At 54.4% G+C, this 16,295-nt stretch carries 20 protein-coding genes and 1 tRNA gene; 10 read left to right on the forward strand and 11 right to left on the reverse strand.

Translation table 11 applies throughout. The annotated features are described in order from the left end of the window. Positions 1-4 precede the first annotated feature (4 nt). Both ACR0C3_RS06180 and ttcA read right to left on the reverse strand, forming a co-directional pair. Entirely contained in the window at positions 5-1,540 is a 1,536-nt protein-coding gene (locus ACR0C3_RS06180) for a putative bifunctional diguanylate cyclase/phosphodiesterase (protein WP_480757714.1), read from the reverse strand. 66 nt (positions 1,541-1,606) lie between these two features. Beyond that, complete coding sequence (ttcA, locus tag ACR0C3_RS06185) at positions 1,607-2,500, reverse strand: tRNA 2-thiocytidine(32) synthetase TtcA (RefSeq protein ID WP_480757716.1); 894 nt, start codon at positions 2,498-2,500, stop codon at positions 1,607-1,609. Between the two features lie 114 nt (positions 2,501-2,614). On the opposite strand from ttcA, the gene ACR0C3_RS06190 reads away from it, so the two are divergent. Beyond that, positions 2,615-3,550 (forward strand): alpha/beta fold hydrolase, encoded by a 936-nt coding sequence (locus ACR0C3_RS06190; RefSeq protein WP_480757718.1) that lies wholly within the window; start codon positions 2,615-2,617, stop codon positions 3,548-3,550. Here the strand turns inward: ACR0C3_RS06190 and yidD are convergent. Genes yidD through rpmH form a run of 3 tightly spaced genes read right to left on the reverse strand, consistent with a single transcriptional unit; the run spans position 3,547 to position 4,366 of the window. Further along, entirely contained in the window at positions 3,547-3,783 is a 237-nt protein-coding gene (yidD, locus tag ACR0C3_RS06195) for a membrane protein insertion efficiency factor YidD (RefSeq protein ID WP_480757719.1), read from the reverse strand. The two genes, ACR0C3_RS06190 and yidD, sit on opposite strands and share 4 nt — an antisense overlap. Next, a complete protein-coding gene (rnpA, locus tag ACR0C3_RS06200; protein ID WP_480757720.1) occupies positions 3,780-4,205 on the reverse strand; it encodes a ribonuclease P protein component in 426 nt (141 codons plus the stop codon). Before rnpA ends, yidD begins: the two co-directional genes overlap by 4 nt. Before the next feature lie 26 nt (positions 4,206-4,231). Continuing rightward, complete coding sequence (gene rpmH / locus ACR0C3_RS06205) at positions 4,232-4,366, reverse strand: 50S ribosomal protein L34 (RefSeq protein ID WP_005980833.1); 135 nt, start codon at positions 4,364-4,366, stop codon at positions 4,232-4,234. A 269-nt stretch (positions 4,367-4,635) separates the two neighbouring features. On the opposite strand from rpmH, the gene ACR0C3_RS06210 reads away from it, so the two are divergent. From ACR0C3_RS06210 to ACR0C3_RS06250, 9 genes are all read left to right on the forward strand, one after another. Further along, positions 4,636-5,394: a TVP38/TMEM64 family protein gene (locus ACR0C3_RS06210; RefSeq protein WP_480527889.1), complete on the forward strand. Its 759-nt coding sequence runs from the start codon at positions 4,636-4,638 to the stop codon at positions 5,392-5,394. 5 nt (positions 5,395-5,399) lie between these two features. Next, entirely contained in the window at positions 5,400-6,818 is a 1,419-nt protein-coding gene (locus tag ACR0C3_RS06215) for a dihydrolipoyl dehydrogenase family protein (protein WP_480757722.1), read from the forward strand. A gap of 18 nt (positions 6,819-6,836) precedes the next feature. Further along, on the forward strand, positions 6,837-8,219 hold the full coding sequence (locus tag ACR0C3_RS06220; RefSeq protein WP_480757724.1) for an ATP-binding protein: 1,383 nt from the start codon (positions 6,837-6,839) through the stop codon (positions 8,217-8,219). 64 nt (positions 8,220-8,283) lie between these two features. After that, positions 8,284-8,360: transfer RNA gene (locus tag ACR0C3_RS06225), tRNA-Arg, on the forward strand. A 540-nt stretch (positions 8,361-8,900) separates the two neighbouring features. Further along, positions 8,901-9,767: an ATP-binding protein gene (locus ACR0C3_RS06230; protein WP_480757725.1), complete on the forward strand. Its 867-nt coding sequence runs from the start codon at positions 8,901-8,903 to the stop codon at positions 9,765-9,767. A 6-nt stretch (positions 9,768-9,773) separates the two neighbouring features. Then, entirely contained in the window at positions 9,774-10,139 is a 366-nt protein-coding gene (locus tag ACR0C3_RS06235; RefSeq protein ID WP_480757727.1) for an STAS-like domain-containing protein, read from the forward strand. Continuing rightward, positions 10,126-10,674, forward strand: a complete 549-nt coding sequence (locus ACR0C3_RS06240) for a type II toxin-antitoxin system VapC family toxin (RefSeq protein WP_480757728.1) — start codon at positions 10,126-10,128, stop codon at positions 10,672-10,674. The genes ACR0C3_RS06235 and ACR0C3_RS06240 overlap by 14 nt, the downstream gene beginning before the upstream one ends. 275 nt (positions 10,675-10,949) lie before the next feature. After that, the gene (locus ACR0C3_RS06245) at positions 10,950-11,810 is read left to right on the forward strand and encodes an HNH endonuclease (RefSeq protein WP_480757729.1); all 861 of its coding nucleotides are present in this window, start codon (positions 10,950-10,952) and stop codon (positions 11,808-11,810) included. A gap of 826 nt (positions 11,811-12,636) precedes the next feature. Next, on the forward strand, positions 12,637-12,984 hold the full coding sequence (locus ACR0C3_RS06250) for a hypothetical protein (protein ID WP_480757731.1): 348 nt from the start codon (positions 12,637-12,639) through the stop codon (positions 12,982-12,984). 124 nt (positions 12,985-13,108) lie between these two features. Here the strand turns inward: ACR0C3_RS06250 and ACR0C3_RS06255 are convergent, their stop codons facing one another. The 6 genes from ACR0C3_RS06255 to ACR0C3_RS06280 form a co-directional block, all read right to left on the reverse strand. Then, positions 13,109-13,750: a hypothetical protein gene (locus ACR0C3_RS06255; protein WP_480757733.1), complete on the reverse strand. Its 642-nt coding sequence runs from the start codon at positions 13,748-13,750 to the stop codon at positions 13,109-13,111. Positions 13,751-13,915: 165 nt separating this feature from the next. Continuing rightward, positions 13,916-14,161 (reverse strand): hypothetical protein, encoded by a 246-nt coding sequence (locus ACR0C3_RS06260; RefSeq protein ID WP_480757735.1) that lies wholly within the window; start codon positions 14,159-14,161, stop codon positions 13,916-13,918. Between the two features lie 289 nt (positions 14,162-14,450). Next, the gene (locus ACR0C3_RS06265) at positions 14,451-15,134 is read right to left on the reverse strand and encodes a hypothetical protein (RefSeq protein ID WP_480757736.1); all 684 of its coding nucleotides are present in this window, start codon (positions 15,132-15,134) and stop codon (positions 14,451-14,453) included. A 324-nt stretch (positions 15,135-15,458) separates the two neighbouring features. Continuing rightward, positions 15,459-15,707, reverse strand: a complete 249-nt coding sequence (locus ACR0C3_RS06270) for a hypothetical protein (protein WP_480757738.1) — start codon at positions 15,705-15,707, stop codon at positions 15,459-15,461. Further along, positions 15,700-15,990, reverse strand: a complete 291-nt coding sequence (locus ACR0C3_RS06275; protein ID WP_480757739.1) for a hypothetical protein — start codon at positions 15,988-15,990, stop codon at positions 15,700-15,702. Before ACR0C3_RS06275 ends, ACR0C3_RS06270 begins: the two co-directional genes overlap by 8 nt. After that, the gene (locus tag ACR0C3_RS06280; protein ID WP_480757740.1) at positions 15,987-16,187 is read right to left on the reverse strand and encodes a helix-turn-helix transcriptional regulator; all 201 of its coding nucleotides are present in this window, start codon (positions 16,185-16,187) and stop codon (positions 15,987-15,989) included. The genes ACR0C3_RS06275 and ACR0C3_RS06280 overlap by 4 nt, the downstream gene beginning before the upstream one ends. Positions 16,188-16,295: the final 108 nt, after the last annotated feature.

Raw genomic sequence — 16,295 nt, forward strand, 5'->3', positions numbered from 1 at the left:
GAATTCAGCCGGTTTGGCGTCCGATTTTCGGAACCCCGTTCATCCTGCCGTTGTGCGCGACCATCCAGTCCAGCGTCTTTTCGAAGGGCATTGGCTTGCCGATGCCAAAGCCCTGCACGTGATCACATCCAAGCTGGGCCATCAGGGCATGTTCCCCCGGTGTCTCGACCCCTTCTGCCAGCGTCTCGAGATTCAAGCGTTCGGCCATGGTCAGGATGGCGCTGGCCATCTGTTGCTGACTGGGGTCCTGATCAGACTTGGCAACGAATGAGCGGTCGATCTTGATCCGCGTGACGTTGAACCGCTTGATCGACGCGATTGAGGCATGGCCGGTGCCGAAATCATCCAGATCAATACAGCACCCCAAAGCTGCAAGGCCGGTGACATTGCGGGTGATCACATCATCGGGACGGCGGGAAAAGACGGTCTCTAACACTTCGACCGTCAGCCTGTCGGGGGTCAGGTCGAATTGATCAAGCTCCCATTTGAGGCGGTCGATCAAACTAGGTCCGCGCAGCTCATCCGAGGAGAAATTGACACCCATACGTGGCACAATAACGCCCGCCCTTTCCCAGGCCCGCATGGCGGTGAAGGCGTGGTGCCGGATGGCCTGACCCAAACGCTCCATCAAGTCGGCTTGTTCGGCGAAGGGCAGGAAGACTTGTGGGCTCAGTACACCTTTTTGCGGATGTTCCCACCGGGCCAGCGCCTCAAAACCCGTAACGCGGCCGGTATCCGTGGATACCTGTGGTTGGAACCACGGGCGGATATCGCCATGATCCAGTGCCGCCTCGAACTCCTTGCGCAGATTGCTTCGGACCAGTGACCTGCGTCGGGTCTCGGAGGAATAGGCCCGAATCGTCGAGGGCCCACTGCGCTGTGCCTCGGTCAGCGCATCGGTACTGGCAGCTTTCCAGTCCGAGACCGTATCGCCAGAGATAGTTTTGTTCAGGCTGAACCCAATCGAACAAGTCAGGTAGAGACCGATTCCATTGAGCATAATCGGCTCTTCCACCGCAGACTGGATGCGCCCGGACATCTGAATGCAGGCCTCGAGGTCCAGCTGCTGCGACGGATGCAGACCGATCATCAGGCCGTCGTCTCCGACCAACATCGCAATGTCATTGTCGCGGATCATCGAAAGAACGCGGCTGCAGAATTGCTGGTGGATGTGATCGGCGGCGGCCTGATCGTGAATATCCGCAACCTCGGGAAAACCGTCGATCACAATGGCGATGCAAGCTGCGCCAGCCTCTTGCCTTTGCGCGATTTCAAGCTTTTTTGCCAAGGCCAGATTAAACTGTTCGTTTGGCAGCACACCACCGATTTCCTGCCCAGCGCGCGCTTTCGACTGACTGTTCACAATCCCTGCCACCGCGAACATCAACGGTACCACAAGCGTCACACTGACAAGCACGCGTTCGCCGCCCAGCCAAAAAGCCCCAAGGCTGAGCGCTGGCAGAAAGGCCAGCGCAGATGGCCCGCTGAGGGCAGAGGTCACAGGACGGAGAAAACGATCAAAATCAGGAAGTTTCCGCATAGCTATTCCAGGCCTTGGGCATCGAGCGCTCAAGGTGAACGGTAGGAAACCAGTCTGAGTTAGACGTTAACGCAACTGCGGAATTTCAGCCGAATTTTCGTCGTTTTTGCTGGAAACCAGGGAAAGCCCTGAAAAGTCAAACAATTTTGAATCCAGCAAATGAGATGGACGGGCGTTGGTCAGGGCGCGGAACATGACCTGACGGCGGCCGGGGTTGTTCTTTTCCCACTGATCGAGAATCTGCTTGACCTGCTGGCGCTGCAAACCGTCCTGACTGCCACACAGATCGCAGGGAATGATCGGGTAATTCATCGCCTTGGCGAATTTCTCGCAATCGACCTCGGCCACATGGGCCAGTGGGCGAAAGACGAAAAGGTCGCCCTCTTCATTAACCAGCTTGGGCGGCATGGTTGCCAAACGCCCGCCGTGGAACAGGTTCATGAAGAAGGTTTCCAGAATGTCATCGCGGTGATGGCCCAGCACCACAGCCGAGCATCCCTCTTCCCGCGCGATGCGATACAGATTGCCCCGGCGCAGGCGCGAACACAGGGCGCAATAGGTCCGGCCTTGCGGGACCTTGTCCATCACAACGGAATAGGTGTCCTGATACTCGATCCGGTGGGGAACGCCCATCCGCTCCAGAAACTCGGGCAGGACGGTGGCGGGAAAGCCGGGTTGCCCCTGATCCAGATTGCAGGCCAGTAAATCGACCGGCAGCAACCCGCGCCATTTCAGCTCATAGAGAACGGCAAGCAGGGTGTAGCTGTCCTTGCCGCCCGATAGGCAAACCAGCCAGCGCGGCGGCTTGCCGTCCTTGTCATGGGCGGACGGGTCGATCATCCCGTACTGCTCGATCGCCTCGCGGGTCTGGCGCACGATGCGTTTGCGCAGCTTCTTGAACTCGGTCGTCGAGGGCGCGCCAGAAAACAGCGGATGGATATCGTCGGCTTCATCAAACATGGGCCGTGATTACAGCGCAGGATGCGCGCGGGCAAGGTGTCGTGAACCCGGGTCAGTTTTTGGGGGAAGGCGCCGGCTGTGCTATGATCTGCGGATTTACCGACGGAGTTTAAAATGGACTATTTCTTTACCGTCCGCGGACGCAGCGGCAATACCTATTCCAACAAACTGGGCAAGGCGCGCTATCTGGCAATACCGTCCAACGTAAAGGCACCAGCACGTAAACACGAAATCCGAATCTCGGACTGGCTGGACAAGGTGCAGCAGGCCGCCGGGGCAACGGATCATGAAAAGGGCCATATCGTCTTTTTCGTGCATGGCTTCAACACCGAGCAGTTCGAGATGCTGGAGCGGCACCGCAAAATCCGGAAGGGGCTCGAGGCCCATGGTTTCAAAGGCGTGATCGTCAGCTTTGACTGGCCAAGTGACGGCTCGGTCTTGGGCTATAGCTCGGACAGGGCCGATGCCCGGCGCTCGGCGGACAAGCTGTTCAATGACGGGATCAGACGCCTGTCCAAAATGCAGACCCCGGATTGCCCCCACAATGTTCACGTTCTGGCGCATTCGATGGGGACCTTTCTGGTGCGCGAGGCTATGGATTACGCCGATGACGACCACGAGATTGCTCAGCACAGCTGGACCACCAGCCAGATCGCCTTTGTTGCGGCGGATGTCTCGGCCAAGTCTTTCCGCGAGGGTAGCGCCAAGACCTCATCCCTGATGCGGCGGTGTACGAGGCTGACTTGTTACTACAGCCCGTTTGATGAGGTTCTTTCGATCTCTGAGGTCAAGCGCGTGGGCGTTTCGCGTCGGTTGGGGCGTGTGGGCATGCCCTCGGACCATCCTGAAAAGGCAGTCAACCTCTATTGCGGCAAGTTCTTCAATGACAATCGCGCGGATTACCCGGATGGACCATCCGCCAGCCATAGCTGGTATTTCGACTCGCCTCGGTTCTACGAGGATTTGCACCACACTCTGCTGGGTAAGTTGGATCGTGAAGTCATCCCGACCCGAAGGTTCACGGACCGAGGGAATCTAGCGCTGGTCTAATCGTCTTCGGATATTTCGGGCACCGGGTCATACCCCGTACCACCCAATGGGTGGCAGCGCCCGATTCTACGGGCGGCAAGCCACGCGCCCTTGATCGCGCCGTGTTTCTCAAGTGCTTCCAACGCATAGGCCGAACACGTCGGTTGGTAGCGACAATTGAATCCGACCCAGGGGCTGAAAACCAACCGGTATGCGCGCACGGGCAGGGCGAATATGCGCGCCAGCAGGGTCATTTGCGAGGGGCGTGGATTTTGCGCAGCGCATAGCGCAGATCGTCGAGCATGGCGTCAAACGCCCGCCCGGCGGTGACTTCGGCGCGGCCGATCAGGACATAGTCCCAGCCGTCATGCCCCTGCGTGGGTAGTACGGCACGGGCGGCTTCGCGCAGGCGGCGCTTGGCGCGGTTGCGGGACACCGCATTGCCGACCTTCTTGGAACACGTAAACCCGACGCGAATGCCTGCGCCCTCGTCCGAAACGCGCCTGCGCGCCTGCACCATCATCGAGGATGTGCCTTGTCGACGCGCCCGCGCTGCTTTCAGGAAATCAGAACGATTCTTGAGAATGGTCAGAGGTTTGGGCGCGCAAACGGACGCCGCCGGGGGCTTGACCCTCGGTTGGCTGATACCATCCTCAGGGGCCTCCGGCGGCGTCATGTTCATAACCTGATCGGTGAGGCGGTTTACGCGCTCAGCGATTTACGGCCGCGTGCACGGCGCGCGTTCAGGATTTTGCGGCCGGCTTTGGTGGCCATGCGCGCGCGGAAACCGTGGCGGCGTTTGCGAACCAGGTTCGAAGGCTGATAGGTGCGTTTCATCGCTCCGTCTCCAATCTATAGCGGTGGGTGCGGCGCGGATTCGCCTGGCCCGAGTGTTCGAAGCCCGTCCTCTACTGCCAAGCGGGGGGTAAGTCAAACCCCAAGGCACGGGTTTTCGCGCCTTTTGCAACAATTCTGTAACCTGGCCGGTCAAAAGATTTCAGAATCCGGTTTTTTGCGCCCCGAACCCTCACATTCCCGGCCACAGAGTTCAAGGCCGCGTGAGGGGCCTGTTGCAGGACCACGAGGCAGCGCATGTTGAGGTCAGAATGAAACAATCAAAGCCGGACAGCCAGATGAGCGAAACGACCCAAGCACCGCGCAGCGGGTTTGCGCGCCATATTCCATTGCTTGTGATCCTGACCGTTGCCGCGGTGGGGTTCTTCACCCTTGGGGACTACCTGAGTTTTGAAACCCTGCGCGACAATCGCGAGGCCCTGTTGGCCTGGCGGGATGAATATTACTGGGCCATGGCCGCAGCTTTCGTTGGGATCTATATCGTGATCGTGGCGTTTTCCCTGCCCGGGGCAGCCGTCGCCTCGATGACCGGTGGTTTCTTGTTCGGCCTGTTCGCAGGCACCGCGTTCAATGTGTTCGCGGCCACGATCGGCGCATCAGCCATCTTTCTGGCCGCGCGCTGGGGCTTGGGTGAATCGCTGACGGCGCGCCTCGAATCCTCGGAAGGGACCATCAAGAAACTCAAGGACGGCCTGCGCGAGAATGAGATCTCGGTCCTGTTCCTGCTGCGTCTTGTGCCCGTGGTTCCGTTCTTTGTGGCCAATCTGGTCCCCGCACTGGTGGGCGTGAAGTTCCGCAACTTCCTGTTCACGACGGCGCTGGGCATCATTCCGGGCGGGATTGTCTACACCTGGATCGGCGTCGGCTTAGGCGGTGTCTTTGATCGCGGCGAAACGCCTGATGTTTCGCTGCTTTGGGAACCCTTTGTTATCGGTCCGATCATAGGCTTGTGCGTATTGGCCGCTCTGCCCATTCTGATCAAAGCCCTGCGCGGTAAAAAGGACGCCTGAATTCCATGAAAGAGCTGAAAACAGATATCCTGGTCATCGGCGCCGGGTCGGGCGGTTTGTCGGTTGCGGCAGGGGCGGCGCAGATGGGGGCCGAGGTGATCCTGCTGGAAGGTCACAAGATGGGCGGGGATTGCCTGAATTTCGGCTGTGTCCCCTCCAAGGCCCTGATCGCCAGTGGCAAGATGGCCTATGGGCAGGCCCATTCCGCGCCTTTTGGTGTGGCCGATGTTGTGCCGCAGGTGGACTATGCCGCCGCGAAGGATCACGTGCAGGGCGTCATCGCTCAGATCGAGCCGATGGACAGTCAGGAGCGGTTCGAGGGCTTCGGCGTCAAGGTGATCCGCGAATTTGGCACCTTCCTGTCTCCGACACAGGTGCAGGCCGGTGAGAACGTGATCACCGCCCGGCGGGTTGTTATCGCCACCGGATCATCGCCGCTTGTGCCGCCGATCCCGGGGCTAGACTCGGTGCCGTTCTACACGAATGAAACCATCTTTGATCTGAAGGACAAGCCCGACCACCTGTTGATTATCGGCGGTGGCCCCATCGGGATGGAGATGGCGCAGGCCCATATTCGGCTGGGTTGCAAGGTGACCGTGATCGAAGGCGCAAAGGCGTTGGGCAAGGATGACCCCGAAGCTGCAGCCCTTGTTCTCGAAACCCTGCGGGCAGAGGGCGTCGACATTCAGGAACAAGCCATGGTCGCGCAAATCCGAGGCTCGGCTGGCGCGGTCGAAGTTGTCACTCAGAACGGAGACATCTTTGCCGGTACTCATCTTCTGATGGCAGCCGGACGCAAGGCCAATGTCGAACGTTTGAACCTTGAGGCCGCTGGCATCGATCGTACACGCACAGGGATCAGGGTGGATGACGCTTTGCGCACGACCAATCGCAAGGTCTACGCCATTGGTGATGTGGCCGGTGGTCTGCAATTCACCCATGTAGCGGGGTACCATGCGGGCATCATCATCCGCTCGGCCTTGTTTGGTCTGCCATCAAAGGCCAAGACAGCTCATATCCCGTGGGCCACCTATACGGACCCCGAACTGGCTCAGGTCGGATTGACCGAGGCGCAGGCCCGTGAACAGCATGGTGACGCGATGGAGGTCGCCCGGTTCGACTACCATCACAATGACCGCGCCATTTCCGAGCGTAAGACAAAGGGGTTCATAAAGGTGATGGTCGTGAAAGGACGCCCCGCGGGCGCGACAATCGTTGGTCATCAGGCCGGAGAGCTGATCAACTTGTGGTCCCTTGCGCTGGCCAATAACCTGAAGATGGGGCAGATCGCCGCGATGGTTTCGCCCTATCCGACGATCGGAGAGCTTAACAAACGTGTGGCGGGGGCTTATTTCTCGCCAAGGCTGTTTGAGAATCAGACGGTTAAACGCGTGGTCAGGTTCGTGCAACGCTGGATCCCCTGACCGGAAGAGGAGCGCCAATTGAACTCGCTGTCCGGCCGATTTCTGATCCTGACGACGGTCTTCGTGATGTTGGCCGAGGTCCTGATCTTTGTGCCGTCCATCGCGCGTTTCCGAGAAGACTTCCTGCTGAACCGGCTGGAACGCGCGCAAATCGCGTCTTTGGCGCTGCTGGCCGATGATATGCTCGCCGACGATCTCGAGGCCGAGCTGCTGGCAAATGCGGGTGTCTATAACGTCGTCCTGCGGCGCGATGAGGTGCGGCAGCTGATGCTGTCTTCGCCTATCCCGGAACAGATCACCAACACCTATGATCTGCGAGACGCGGGCCCGTGGATCCTGATCCGCGATGCGATGACCCGTTTTTTCACCACTGAAAATGAGGTCATCCGCGTGATCGGTGAGCCGGTAAAAGGCGCCGGTCTACTGATCGAGGTAACCATAGACAGCATGCCCTTGCGCATGGCGATGGTGGATTACGGGCTGCGCATTCTGGGTCTGTCCTTCGTTATTTCGATAATCACGGCTTTCTTCCTGTTCCTTGCTGTGCGCGTTGTGCTGGTACGCCCGATCAAAAGCGTTGTCGGCTATATGCAGCGCTATGCCAGCGCGCCCGAGGATGCGCGGGGCATTATCACTCCCAACTCCAAGGTCACTGAATTGCGTGAGGCGGAAGAGGCCCTCAAGATGCTGCAGACCGACCTGACGCAGGCGCTGAAACAACGCGAGCGTCTGGCGCAACTGGGTGGTGCGGTGGCCAAGGTCAGCCATGACCTGCGCAATATTCTGACCTCTGCACAACTGTTCACCGACCGGATCGAAGCCAGCGATGACCCCTTGGTCCGCCGCATGGCACCCAAGCTGGTCAACTCGATCACGCGTGCGGTTTCGCTGTGCGAGAGCACCCTTGCCTTTGGACGCGCGGAAGAACCTGCGCCGACCCTGACCATGGTGCGCGTCCGCGACATTGCTGAAGATGTTGCCGCCAGCGAGCAGCTGGCTGTCGCCGATGCCTGCGTCGAAATCGTGAACGAAGTGCCCGAGGATCTGGTTGTTCGCGCAGACCCAGAGCAGCTGTTCCGCGTGATCATGAACCTCGTGCGCAACGCTCGGCAGGCTCTGGTTGCCTCGGGCAAACCCGGGCGCGTCACTGTCACCGGCTGCGCCATGGAGGCCAACTGGTGCATCGAAATCCGCGATAGCGGCCCCGGCCTGCCGCCCAAAGCCCGCGAAAATCTGTTCACGCCATTCCAAGGCGGGGTGCGCAAGGGCGGCTCGGGCCTTGGGCTTGCGATTTCACAGGAACTGGTGCGCGGACATGGCGGGGATCTCGTGCTGAAAGAGACCGGACCCACCGGTACAACCTTTGAAATAAGCCTCCCACGCGGCGATCTAACTTTTTGAAGATTTTTTGCAGAATCGGCTTGCACGTCTCCCGCACCGGGTCTAAACACCGCTTCACCAACGCGGACCGATAGCTCAGCTGGATAGAGTACTTGACTACGAATCAAGGGGTCGGGGGTTCGAATCCTCCTCGGTCCGCCACTTTCCTTTGAATTCATTGGAAAAATTGGCGGTTTTTACCAGCTACCCGCCAAAGTACCCGCCAATCTGCAATTGGCCGATCAGTTTGAATACCTCATGACTTTAACCGCATGTCTATAACTAAGCCGGCAAGGGCTCAGAGGCAGTTTTGGACCTTGCGGTGACGAGATGAATTTCTGCGAGCTCTAGGACAAATTACGGCTAAGAGCGGTCACTATGCTGACGCCTTGCCTCGGAGAAAGGAAACGCTCCTGGACGGATCGAATTAGTTGGTGAGGTCACCAAACCGAAATTCTTGGAATCCGAAGCATATTTCCGTTTCTTCTGATCTTCCCGAGACCGCTTTGACCCCCATTATGTCGCGTGCATTTGTAAGGACCTTGCTGAGTTTGACCTTGCTGACCAGCGCATCGCAATTGGGTGGAACGAGAATTTCAATCGAACGAGCCTCAAGTAACCTACGATTGGCTGGTTCCCAAAGTTGCGGTTCCCTAGAAAGCCTCTAAAGAAACAAGTGAAGTCAAAGGAACTAAAAAATAAATGGGTAGTGTTCAGTTTTCTACAAGTCGGATAGAGCCCAGCTTTCGTGGATATGCTGCAATTTCGAAGCTTCACAACGACTTGAGCGCTCAAGGTGCAGGAGAAGTTGAAGTAGATTTCTCTATTGTAGACTGGGCGGACGCACATCTAGCATCTGCCCTGCGAGTCGTAGTGGACCACTCTTTCGAGCGGAATCAACATTTACGGTTCACCAATATTGCTAAGAATGTGAGCGATATTCTACGCAAGAACGGCTTTTTCAACGATCGTTTGCCCGACATACACGATACGACAATTCCGTGGACGCACTTCTCCGTCGATGATGGCGTCGAATTTGCGTCTTTCGCTCGCGAGCACCTTTCGCGTCACAGTATGCCGAAGATGTCGAAATCTCTGAGCAGGAAATTCTTTGAAGGCATAGATGAAATATTTGCCAACAGTTCATTGCATTCCAAAACACCTACCCCAATCTCAGTCTGCGGTCAGTACTATCCTAGAAAGAAAAAATTAGCATTTGTGATATCTGATGGAGGTCGTGGGATTCGTAACTCCTATGTTCGATGGTCAGGACAAGATATTGATGCACATGACGCTATAAACTGGGCCATGCAACCACAGAGTACATCTCGCGTAGGCGATATTCCTGGCGGGCTTGGACTGACGCTGATCCGGGAGTTCGTTGCGCACAATGGAGGTGTTTTAGCAGTCGCTTCTGATAAGGGTTTTTGGAGACAAGATGGATCCGACGTGACGATGCTTGGAATGAGGATGCCATACCCTGGCACTTCGATTGTTCTGGAGATTGATAGTGCTGATGCAAAGCAATACGATGTCAATCACCATGCAGATCCTAACAACATCTGGTAAGGCTAAATGGCACTGAAAACGGTCAAAATCTCGGAAGTTATAGGTAGCGGATACGGTGTTTCCGCCAGCGATGGCAAGCTCGTTTATGAAAGGATAGTCGATCACATCAACAAAGGTGATCGAGTTGCGATTTCTTTCGAAAGTACAACTCGGTTGACTACTGCCTTTTTGAATGCAGCGGTAGGGCAGTTGTATGGTGAGTATACGCCCGAAAAGGTTAGGGCGATGCTCGCGCCTCCTGTGCATGCCGAGCCATGGCAACTCAACCGACTGAAAGTTGTAGTCGATCGAGCTAAAGTATTTTTTGAAAGCCCCGAAGTTGTATCCGACATTTTAGAGAACGAGTCCGGCAAGCCAAATGACGACGCATGATGCAACTCAAGACTGCGGCATAAGCGGTAGAAAATTTTTTTTTGACACTAATGTTTGGATCAACATAAACGGGTTCGATCCGAGGCCTGAATACAGAGTTTACAGCGACTTCTACAAAAGCCTTCTTGAAGCAGGCAACAGCGTCGTCGCGAGTGATCTAGTGATCAGTGAGTTTCACAACCGCTGCTGCAAAACTCAACACAAAATTTGTTTGGAAAGCGGCGTAACGCAAGAGAAAAATTTTAAGTCATTCCGTGTTCGACCCGAGGCAAAGGAATTCATGGAATCGGTTCGTGACACTTGTTTGAACTTGCACGATGATTGTGAAATTGACCAACTAGAGTTGGGTGCGATGGACTTGCCGGGTGTTATAGAAGGATGCACTGCAGGCAAATTCGACTACAATGATTTAATTATTCTAAAACTTTGCAGAACTCGTAGCTATATTCTTGTCACTCATGATCGTGACTTCGCAAACTGTGGGGTCGAGGTAGCTACTGCCAATAAGCGTTTTTTGAGAGAGGCAGGAGGTTAGTGCGATCCTTTGTCCCCCGCGATGCTGATCGGCGTCATAGTCTCCTTTGCTGTGTGTAAAACACGCATCAGGTGCTGTCGACAGAGGCTTCTCGTATGCTGACCGCAAAAGATATTTAAAAATAAAAACAAAGTTTTATGTTGGAGTGGAAGGCTTTCAATTGGTCGCTTGAGGTTGCGCAATTATTCGTGAAGTTGCACCAGTTTGTGATGCCATCAGCGAATGCAATCACTCTGGAGAGACATGGCTGAACATCAAATCTCGACACTCGGTTTATGGGCCGTCAAAATTCATCGCAGATTGAAAAGGAAGAAATGTTAGTGAATTGGGGATTTGAAATTGGCCGGACATACAACCGGCGTCAGGACATCCACGCTAAATACTCTGGCCAACAACAGGGTGGCATCATCACCCCTAAGGAACACAACTTGATCGTCATCGTGACGGCGAAAGAAGGAGGTCATCACGGTTACGAAGACGGCCTGCGATCAGATGGGGTTTTCGAGTATTTTGGCGAAGGCCAAATCGGCGATATGGTAATGGCCAAAGGCAACAAGGCCATCCGCGATCACGCTGCGAATGGAAAAGACCTTCTATTGTTCCAGAAACAGAAAAGTGGCCTCCGGTTCGAAGGCCAATACTTAGTAGAAGGTGTGTTGGAGCGACAAGCTCCTGACAGTCTAGGTGATATGAGAAGGGCGTATGTGTTTGAACTTCGGCCACTCGGTGCCGTTCTAGCACAGATGGCCGAAGCGCCAATTGATCCAGGCGCCGCCGACCTTGTCACCTTACGAGAGCGGGCAATGGCCGCGGCTGTAAACCAACCGAGAAAAGGACAATCCTACTCGGGCACTGTTTTCGAACGGAGTAAAGCTGTTCGGGATTACGTTTTTGCGCGTGCAAAAGGCAAGTGTGAAGACTGTGGTGATCCAGCGCCGTTCCAAACATCTAGCGGCGCTCCATTTTTGGAAGTGCACCACATTCGTAGACTTAGCGACGGTGGTCCTGATGACCCACGTTACATGATTGGGTTGTGCCCAAACTGCCATCGCAGAGCTCACTATGGTTCCGATGCAAAGACGCGTAACGAAGAAATGTTGCATTTCGTCAAAACTATCGAGCAGAATTTTGCCTAAAAGGACCCCTTCAGATTTTGGTTACAAACTCGCGCACTCGATCAATTGAAAGGTCGATCTAGTGCGCAATTTCTTTGGTTACGCAACCTTGATCGACCATCTCTCGGAATAGCGCTGCAAGACCTCGCACCGCTGAACCGAAATGCCGTCGACGCGATCAGAGCGGGTATGGCCCTACGCGATCACGATCTGGTCGATGGCATCCCCGCTCCAGGCGGGCGTTCTCCGGCTTCCGCCGGTTCAAACATAACCTCGACGGGCGCAGCGGCGTTACCGGCTGGTGGTTCCACGATCTACGCCGGGCCCTTGCATCGGTTTTCGCCGCCCGAAGCTTTCAACACGAGACAATGCGCAAAAAGGTCCGCGAGGGTTGAAAGAGGTTCAACAAGAATGGCGGCAAGCGGCATCTACGAAACGCTGTACTAGACGGCGGTGAAATCACTAACAGCAAATTTATAGGCAGTACCTATAAGTTTCCTGAATCGCGTTAAGCGCTAAGAGGTTTTTGTATTTATTATTATGAGCTTACGAATGCATGAGTGACTGAGTGTGGCAATCGGGCTACGATTCGAGTCTTTCAAACCATGTTTCGTTCACAATTTGCAGGCCACTGAATGATTAAGCAGGTTACGATTTTTTTTACAGATCTGAAATGCACACAAGCCTCTAAAAAGTATATATTTTTTTACATTGGAATGACGAAAGAAAATTTCAATATTTCTGCAACTCCGACCCGGTTTTAGGATTCTAATCGGTTGATGTGACCACATACAAATTCGGATCGACGCAGATTGATTGGGTCCGGAATACCAAAAGGAGGATCAAAATGAACACGTTGAATAAACTGCTCACCATCACGCCTCTGGCGGTAGTACTGGCTGCAACTGCTACTTTTGCAAGTGCGCGCGGTATCGGCGATATGAGGACTGGCAACATGGGTTATCGCCTTGGTTGCTCCGTCCACGAGTTGGCGGACACTGGCTTTCACTGTCAGGAATACCAAGAAACACATGACCTAATTGATCAACACATGTCCCCAGATTATTGGCCAAATGACAATGGTTTTGACAACCAGTTCATGCCGCAAGAGTTCAATAACATCGGTGGCGGTGGCGGTGGCGGTGGCGGTGGCGGCCGGGGTCTATACCTATCGCCAACTGACACCTACGAGTAAGCATATGTTCGGACTTATTAGTGAAAGGGCGGCAGAAGTGCCGCCCTTTTTTTGGGTTAGAAAACGACATTGCAGGAAACGCAGCCGCATTGGTCGCCCTTTGGGAGCTTATAAAAGACAGCAATTATTTATCTGCAGTGTGTGCTTTTTGTGGGACATATTCTGCATGACAATAAAAACCACAGGCTTGTAAAAAGCGGTGTTTGTCTGCTTCCGCAGCCAGAGCGGTATCCAATGCACTAAGCTTTTCATGTACATCCGTGCTAGTTCCAGCAATCCTCATGCATTCGGTTCTGACCGAGTGATAAAAACCGAGTGTCTCACTAACCAATCTCGCGATTTCCACTTGCTTTGCCTCCGAACGAAGCTGATCTGTCAGCTTGTCAAAGAGGCGCTGGGCGTGCTTAGAGGATATGCCCAGTAATGCGCCGATTTGCCCAAGAGGTGCGCCCCGCAGCGACATGCGGTGGACAACAACCAATCTGTACTCGTTGATGTATTCGGTGCCGTCCCTGCCGCCAATCTCCGGTTGATCTGCGGTCTCAGTTACTACTTGGTTTGCACCCGGGTTCAAATCCAAACACGGTGAACATAAGGTCTTTCGTCTGGGGTGAGCAGCTGCGTGCGGAAATGCGTGGTCCAGGCGAATTTGGCGATCTTCCCGAATGGCGGCTTCGATTTCTCTGTCTATTCCGTCCAACGCTTCCGGTGACCGTTCGGGATACTGTTTGACTGAGCATTTTATTTTTTTGCGTACATGCTGCATACGCAAACCTCCAGTAAACCCCCCCTTCGGTGTTTTCCTGTGAGGGATTTGACCTGAGGTTGGATTTCGTTCTTGGCGTGTGCTGCCCATGTCGTTTCACTCCGTGACCAGTCAGTGTTAGACGGGATCGCGACGTGAAGCCGCTCTCAAAAATTGCACCCGGGTTCAAATCTCGATGTCCATTCGTGCAATGATACAGCCTAAGGCGACGAACGCCGGATAGAACGACAACCAACCCCCATATGTCAGGTAGTGGGCCAATGATTTTTCATTCCGATGGATGAGCGAGAGCATTGCCTCTTCATCACCGTCGAGTGCACGGCGGTATGTGCCCGAGACGATGATGTTGCGGTATGAGATATGGCCAACCAGCAAATAAGAAGCTGTGGCAAGTGCTATCATGACATGCATGGATTTCTCCGAATTTGGTGGTCGCTTGGATGGAACATTGAACCCGGGTGCAAATCGGGTGCTTTCTCTGACAGGATTTCCCGTTTGGATGTTAATTCAGTGACTGCAGTGCAGGGCGTGAACGCCTTGTAAGAGATGGTGATTAGATGTGCGGCAAACTCAGAAGCAGGTAATGGGTGAAATTGAGCGGTTCTTGATGCAGACATTGCAGCAGGTTGGCTCGAACCTCGGAATTTCTGCTGCAAACTTTGCGGCGAGGGTGCAGCAGACTTAGCAGCAGGTTTTTGAATTACTCGCCTCGAAACCTAAGCAAATTGGACGCTTCAGTATTTGCGCTCCGGAACCGAGTAGCGTCCCCGCGAGCGTGACCGGGCCGTTTACTGCTTTTGTATTCAATAACGTCATAGTCTTTGCCTTTTGCCCAAAATCTCGGGTCGTTTGTTGGTGCTTTCGGTTTGCCAAGATGTTCGGTCGGCAGCATCGTCAATCGCCATTCCGGCGATAGCGCATTGCCTTCGATGCCCTTTCTGTGTCGTTGGGTGCATACGATCCACCCCTTGGCCTGCAAGTCTGCCAATGCTGTGGCTGCTGTCTTCGGGGCAACACCCATCTCTGCTGCTAGTGTCCGGGTGGACAGCGCGACAACGCCATTGTTATTGAATTTCAGCCTCTTGCCTTCATAGCGACATCGGACTTTGAGATGCATGTATGCTGCTTGTGCCGTGGAGCTTAGGGCCTTCCACGCGGGTAGTCGGGTGTCTTCTTTAATCCATTTGGCGAATTGGTCGGTTCGGTTCTCATTATGTTTGTCACGCCCCATGGTGATGATCCTGACCGAGGTATATTGAAGGCGCGATAGACGGTAGCGCAGAATTTCCAGATCGCAGGTTTGCGTTCTTGGGACATGAAATTGAGTGGTCAAATGCGACCAATGCAGCGCCTGTTTTAGCGTGCCACAGGCGTGCAAGCGCATCGCGGGTCATGAAGTACCCTATTGCCTTCCATCGTGTTCCAGCACGCTCGTTTTGTGGCGTTATGCGTCTTTGGATGATCCACTGAATTCGGTCGGAGCATTCAATGATCCGAAACTTACCTAGTCGCTCTATCTCGAAGGCGTAGTGTTCACTGCTTTCGGCAAAATCGTAACGTGGGGGCGCAAGAATTCTTCCGGTGAACCCGGGTGCAATCTCTGTTTTCATTTGTGGGGCCTTTGGGCTTTGCCCATTTGCCGGGAAGATGGTAAGTTCAGACAGCTACACAGAACGGCCTCTTCCCGGACAACTGGGTGAGGTCGTTTCTATTTCTGATCGTTGAGTTGTTCGTCCTTGGGAGAGAATTCGAAAGAACAAAGCTTGGTTCGTTCAATTCGGCCATCAGAATACCGCGCTTCCTGAACGAAGGTCGCGTGCTGTTTCAAATGTTTTCGAATTTCTTGCGTTACGGGAATTCGTTCGCCGTTCTTGAACATGATCGGCTCTGACATGTCTGGGCTGATTGGCTTGAGAGTATAAGTTCGACCATATTTGAGGGTTGCTGTTTCAAGCATTGTTTTTCTCATCGTTGAAGGAAGTGATGCGCCCGCCGAGTGCGGATGCTAGTTGATTGCAGCGCTGGGCGCGGGTTACTTCACGCGCCGATGCGATTTCGCTCGTAGGAAGACCCCAGCGTTCGAACATAGATACGGATCGTGTTTCGTCCTTGGCCAGTTCGCTTTTGACAGACCTAAATGGCCGCTGGTTCGTGCCACCCTGTACGAGGGATACGAAACTTGGTTCCGGATCAGTCAATGCGCGTGCTGTGATTTCGTTGGCGCGCGGAATACGTTTCATGCTGTCGCGCCTCGTTGTTTAGTGTTTTCCCACGCTTCAATTTCTGATAGCCGCCAACGAGTGCAGCGCTCCGAAAGCTTAAACGGTCTGGGGAATGTCGGGTCGTGTTTGAGCCAATGCCAAATCGTGCCCCGATGAACATTCAATCGCTGAGCGACATTCTTATCGCTAAGTAACACTTCTAATTTTTGTATCATTGTCGCCTCGCTGGGTGATACGTCGTGTGTTGTCGTATTGACCAGAAAGTCGATAGGATCAGCAATTTGTAGAATTGGTGAAATTAGCAGATTGGCCTCCGGACCTGT

The sequence above is a fragment of the Ruegeria sp. CK3 genome (assembly GCF_056536565.1).

Coding starts and splice junctions, on each gene's coding strand:
- ACR0C3_RS06215 (WP_480757722.1), top strand. CDS start 5,400: ATGAAAGAGCTGAAAACAGATATCCTGGTCATCGGCGCCGGGTCGGGC.
- ACR0C3_RS06240 (WP_480757728.1), top strand. CDS start 10,126: ATGACGACGCATGATGCAACTCAAGACTGCGGCATAAGCGGTAGAAAA.
- ACR0C3_RS06190 (WP_480757718.1), top strand. CDS start 2,615: ATGGACTATTTCTTTACCGTCCGCGGACGCAGCGGCAATACCTATTCC.
- ACR0C3_RS06180 (WP_480757714.1), bottom strand. CDS start 1,540: ATGCGGAAACTTCCTGATTTTGATCGTTTTCTCCGTCCTGTGACCTCT.
- ACR0C3_RS06250 (WP_480757731.1), top strand. CDS start 12,637: ATGAACACGTTGAATAAACTGCTCACCATCACGCCTCTGGCGGTAGTA.
- ACR0C3_RS06270 (WP_480757738.1), bottom strand. CDS start 15,707: ATGCTTGAAACAGCAACCCTCAAATATGGTCGAACTTATACTCTCAAG.
- ACR0C3_RS06210 (WP_480527889.1), top strand. CDS start 4,636: ATGAAACAATCAAAGCCGGACAGCCAGATGAGCGAAACGACCCAAGCA.
- rnpA (WP_480757720.1), bottom strand. CDS start 4,205: ATGACGCCGCCGGAGGCCCCTGAGGATGGTATCAGCCAACCGAGGGTC.
- ACR0C3_RS06235 (WP_480757727.1), top strand. CDS start 9,774: ATGGCACTGAAAACGGTCAAAATCTCGGAAGTTATAGGTAGCGGATAC.
- ACR0C3_RS06265 (WP_480757736.1), bottom strand. CDS start 15,134: ATGCGCTTGCACGCCTGTGGCACGCTAAAACAGGCGCTGCATTGGTCG.
- rpmH (WP_005980833.1), bottom strand. CDS start 4,366: ATGAAACGCACCTATCAGCCTTCGAACCTGGTTCGCAAACGCCGCCAC.
- ACR0C3_RS06245 (WP_480757729.1), top strand. CDS start 10,950: ATGGGCCGTCAAAATTCATCGCAGATTGAAAAGGAAGAAATGTTAGTG.
- ACR0C3_RS06275 (WP_480757739.1), bottom strand. CDS start 15,990: ATGAAACGTATTCCGCGCGCCAACGAAATCACAGCACGCGCATTGACT.
- ACR0C3_RS06255 (WP_480757733.1), bottom strand. CDS start 13,750: ATGCAGCATGTACGCAAAAAAATAAAATGCTCAGTCAAACAGTATCCC.
- ACR0C3_RS06260 (WP_480757735.1), bottom strand. CDS start 14,161: ATGCATGTCATGATAGCACTTGCCACAGCTTCTTATTTGCTGGTTGGC.
- yidD (WP_480757719.1), bottom strand. CDS start 3,783: ATGACCCTGCTGGCGCGCATATTCGCCCTGCCCGTGCGCGCATACCGG.
- ttcA (WP_480757716.1), bottom strand. CDS start 2,500: ATGTTTGATGAAGCCGACGATATCCATCCGCTGTTTTCTGGCGCGCCC.
- ACR0C3_RS06230 (WP_480757725.1), top strand. CDS start 8,901: ATGGGTAGTGTTCAGTTTTCTACAAGTCGGATAGAGCCCAGCTTTCGT.
- ACR0C3_RS06280 (WP_480757740.1), bottom strand. CDS start 16,187: ATGATACAAAAATTAGAAGTGTTACTTAGCGATAAGAATGTCGCTCAG.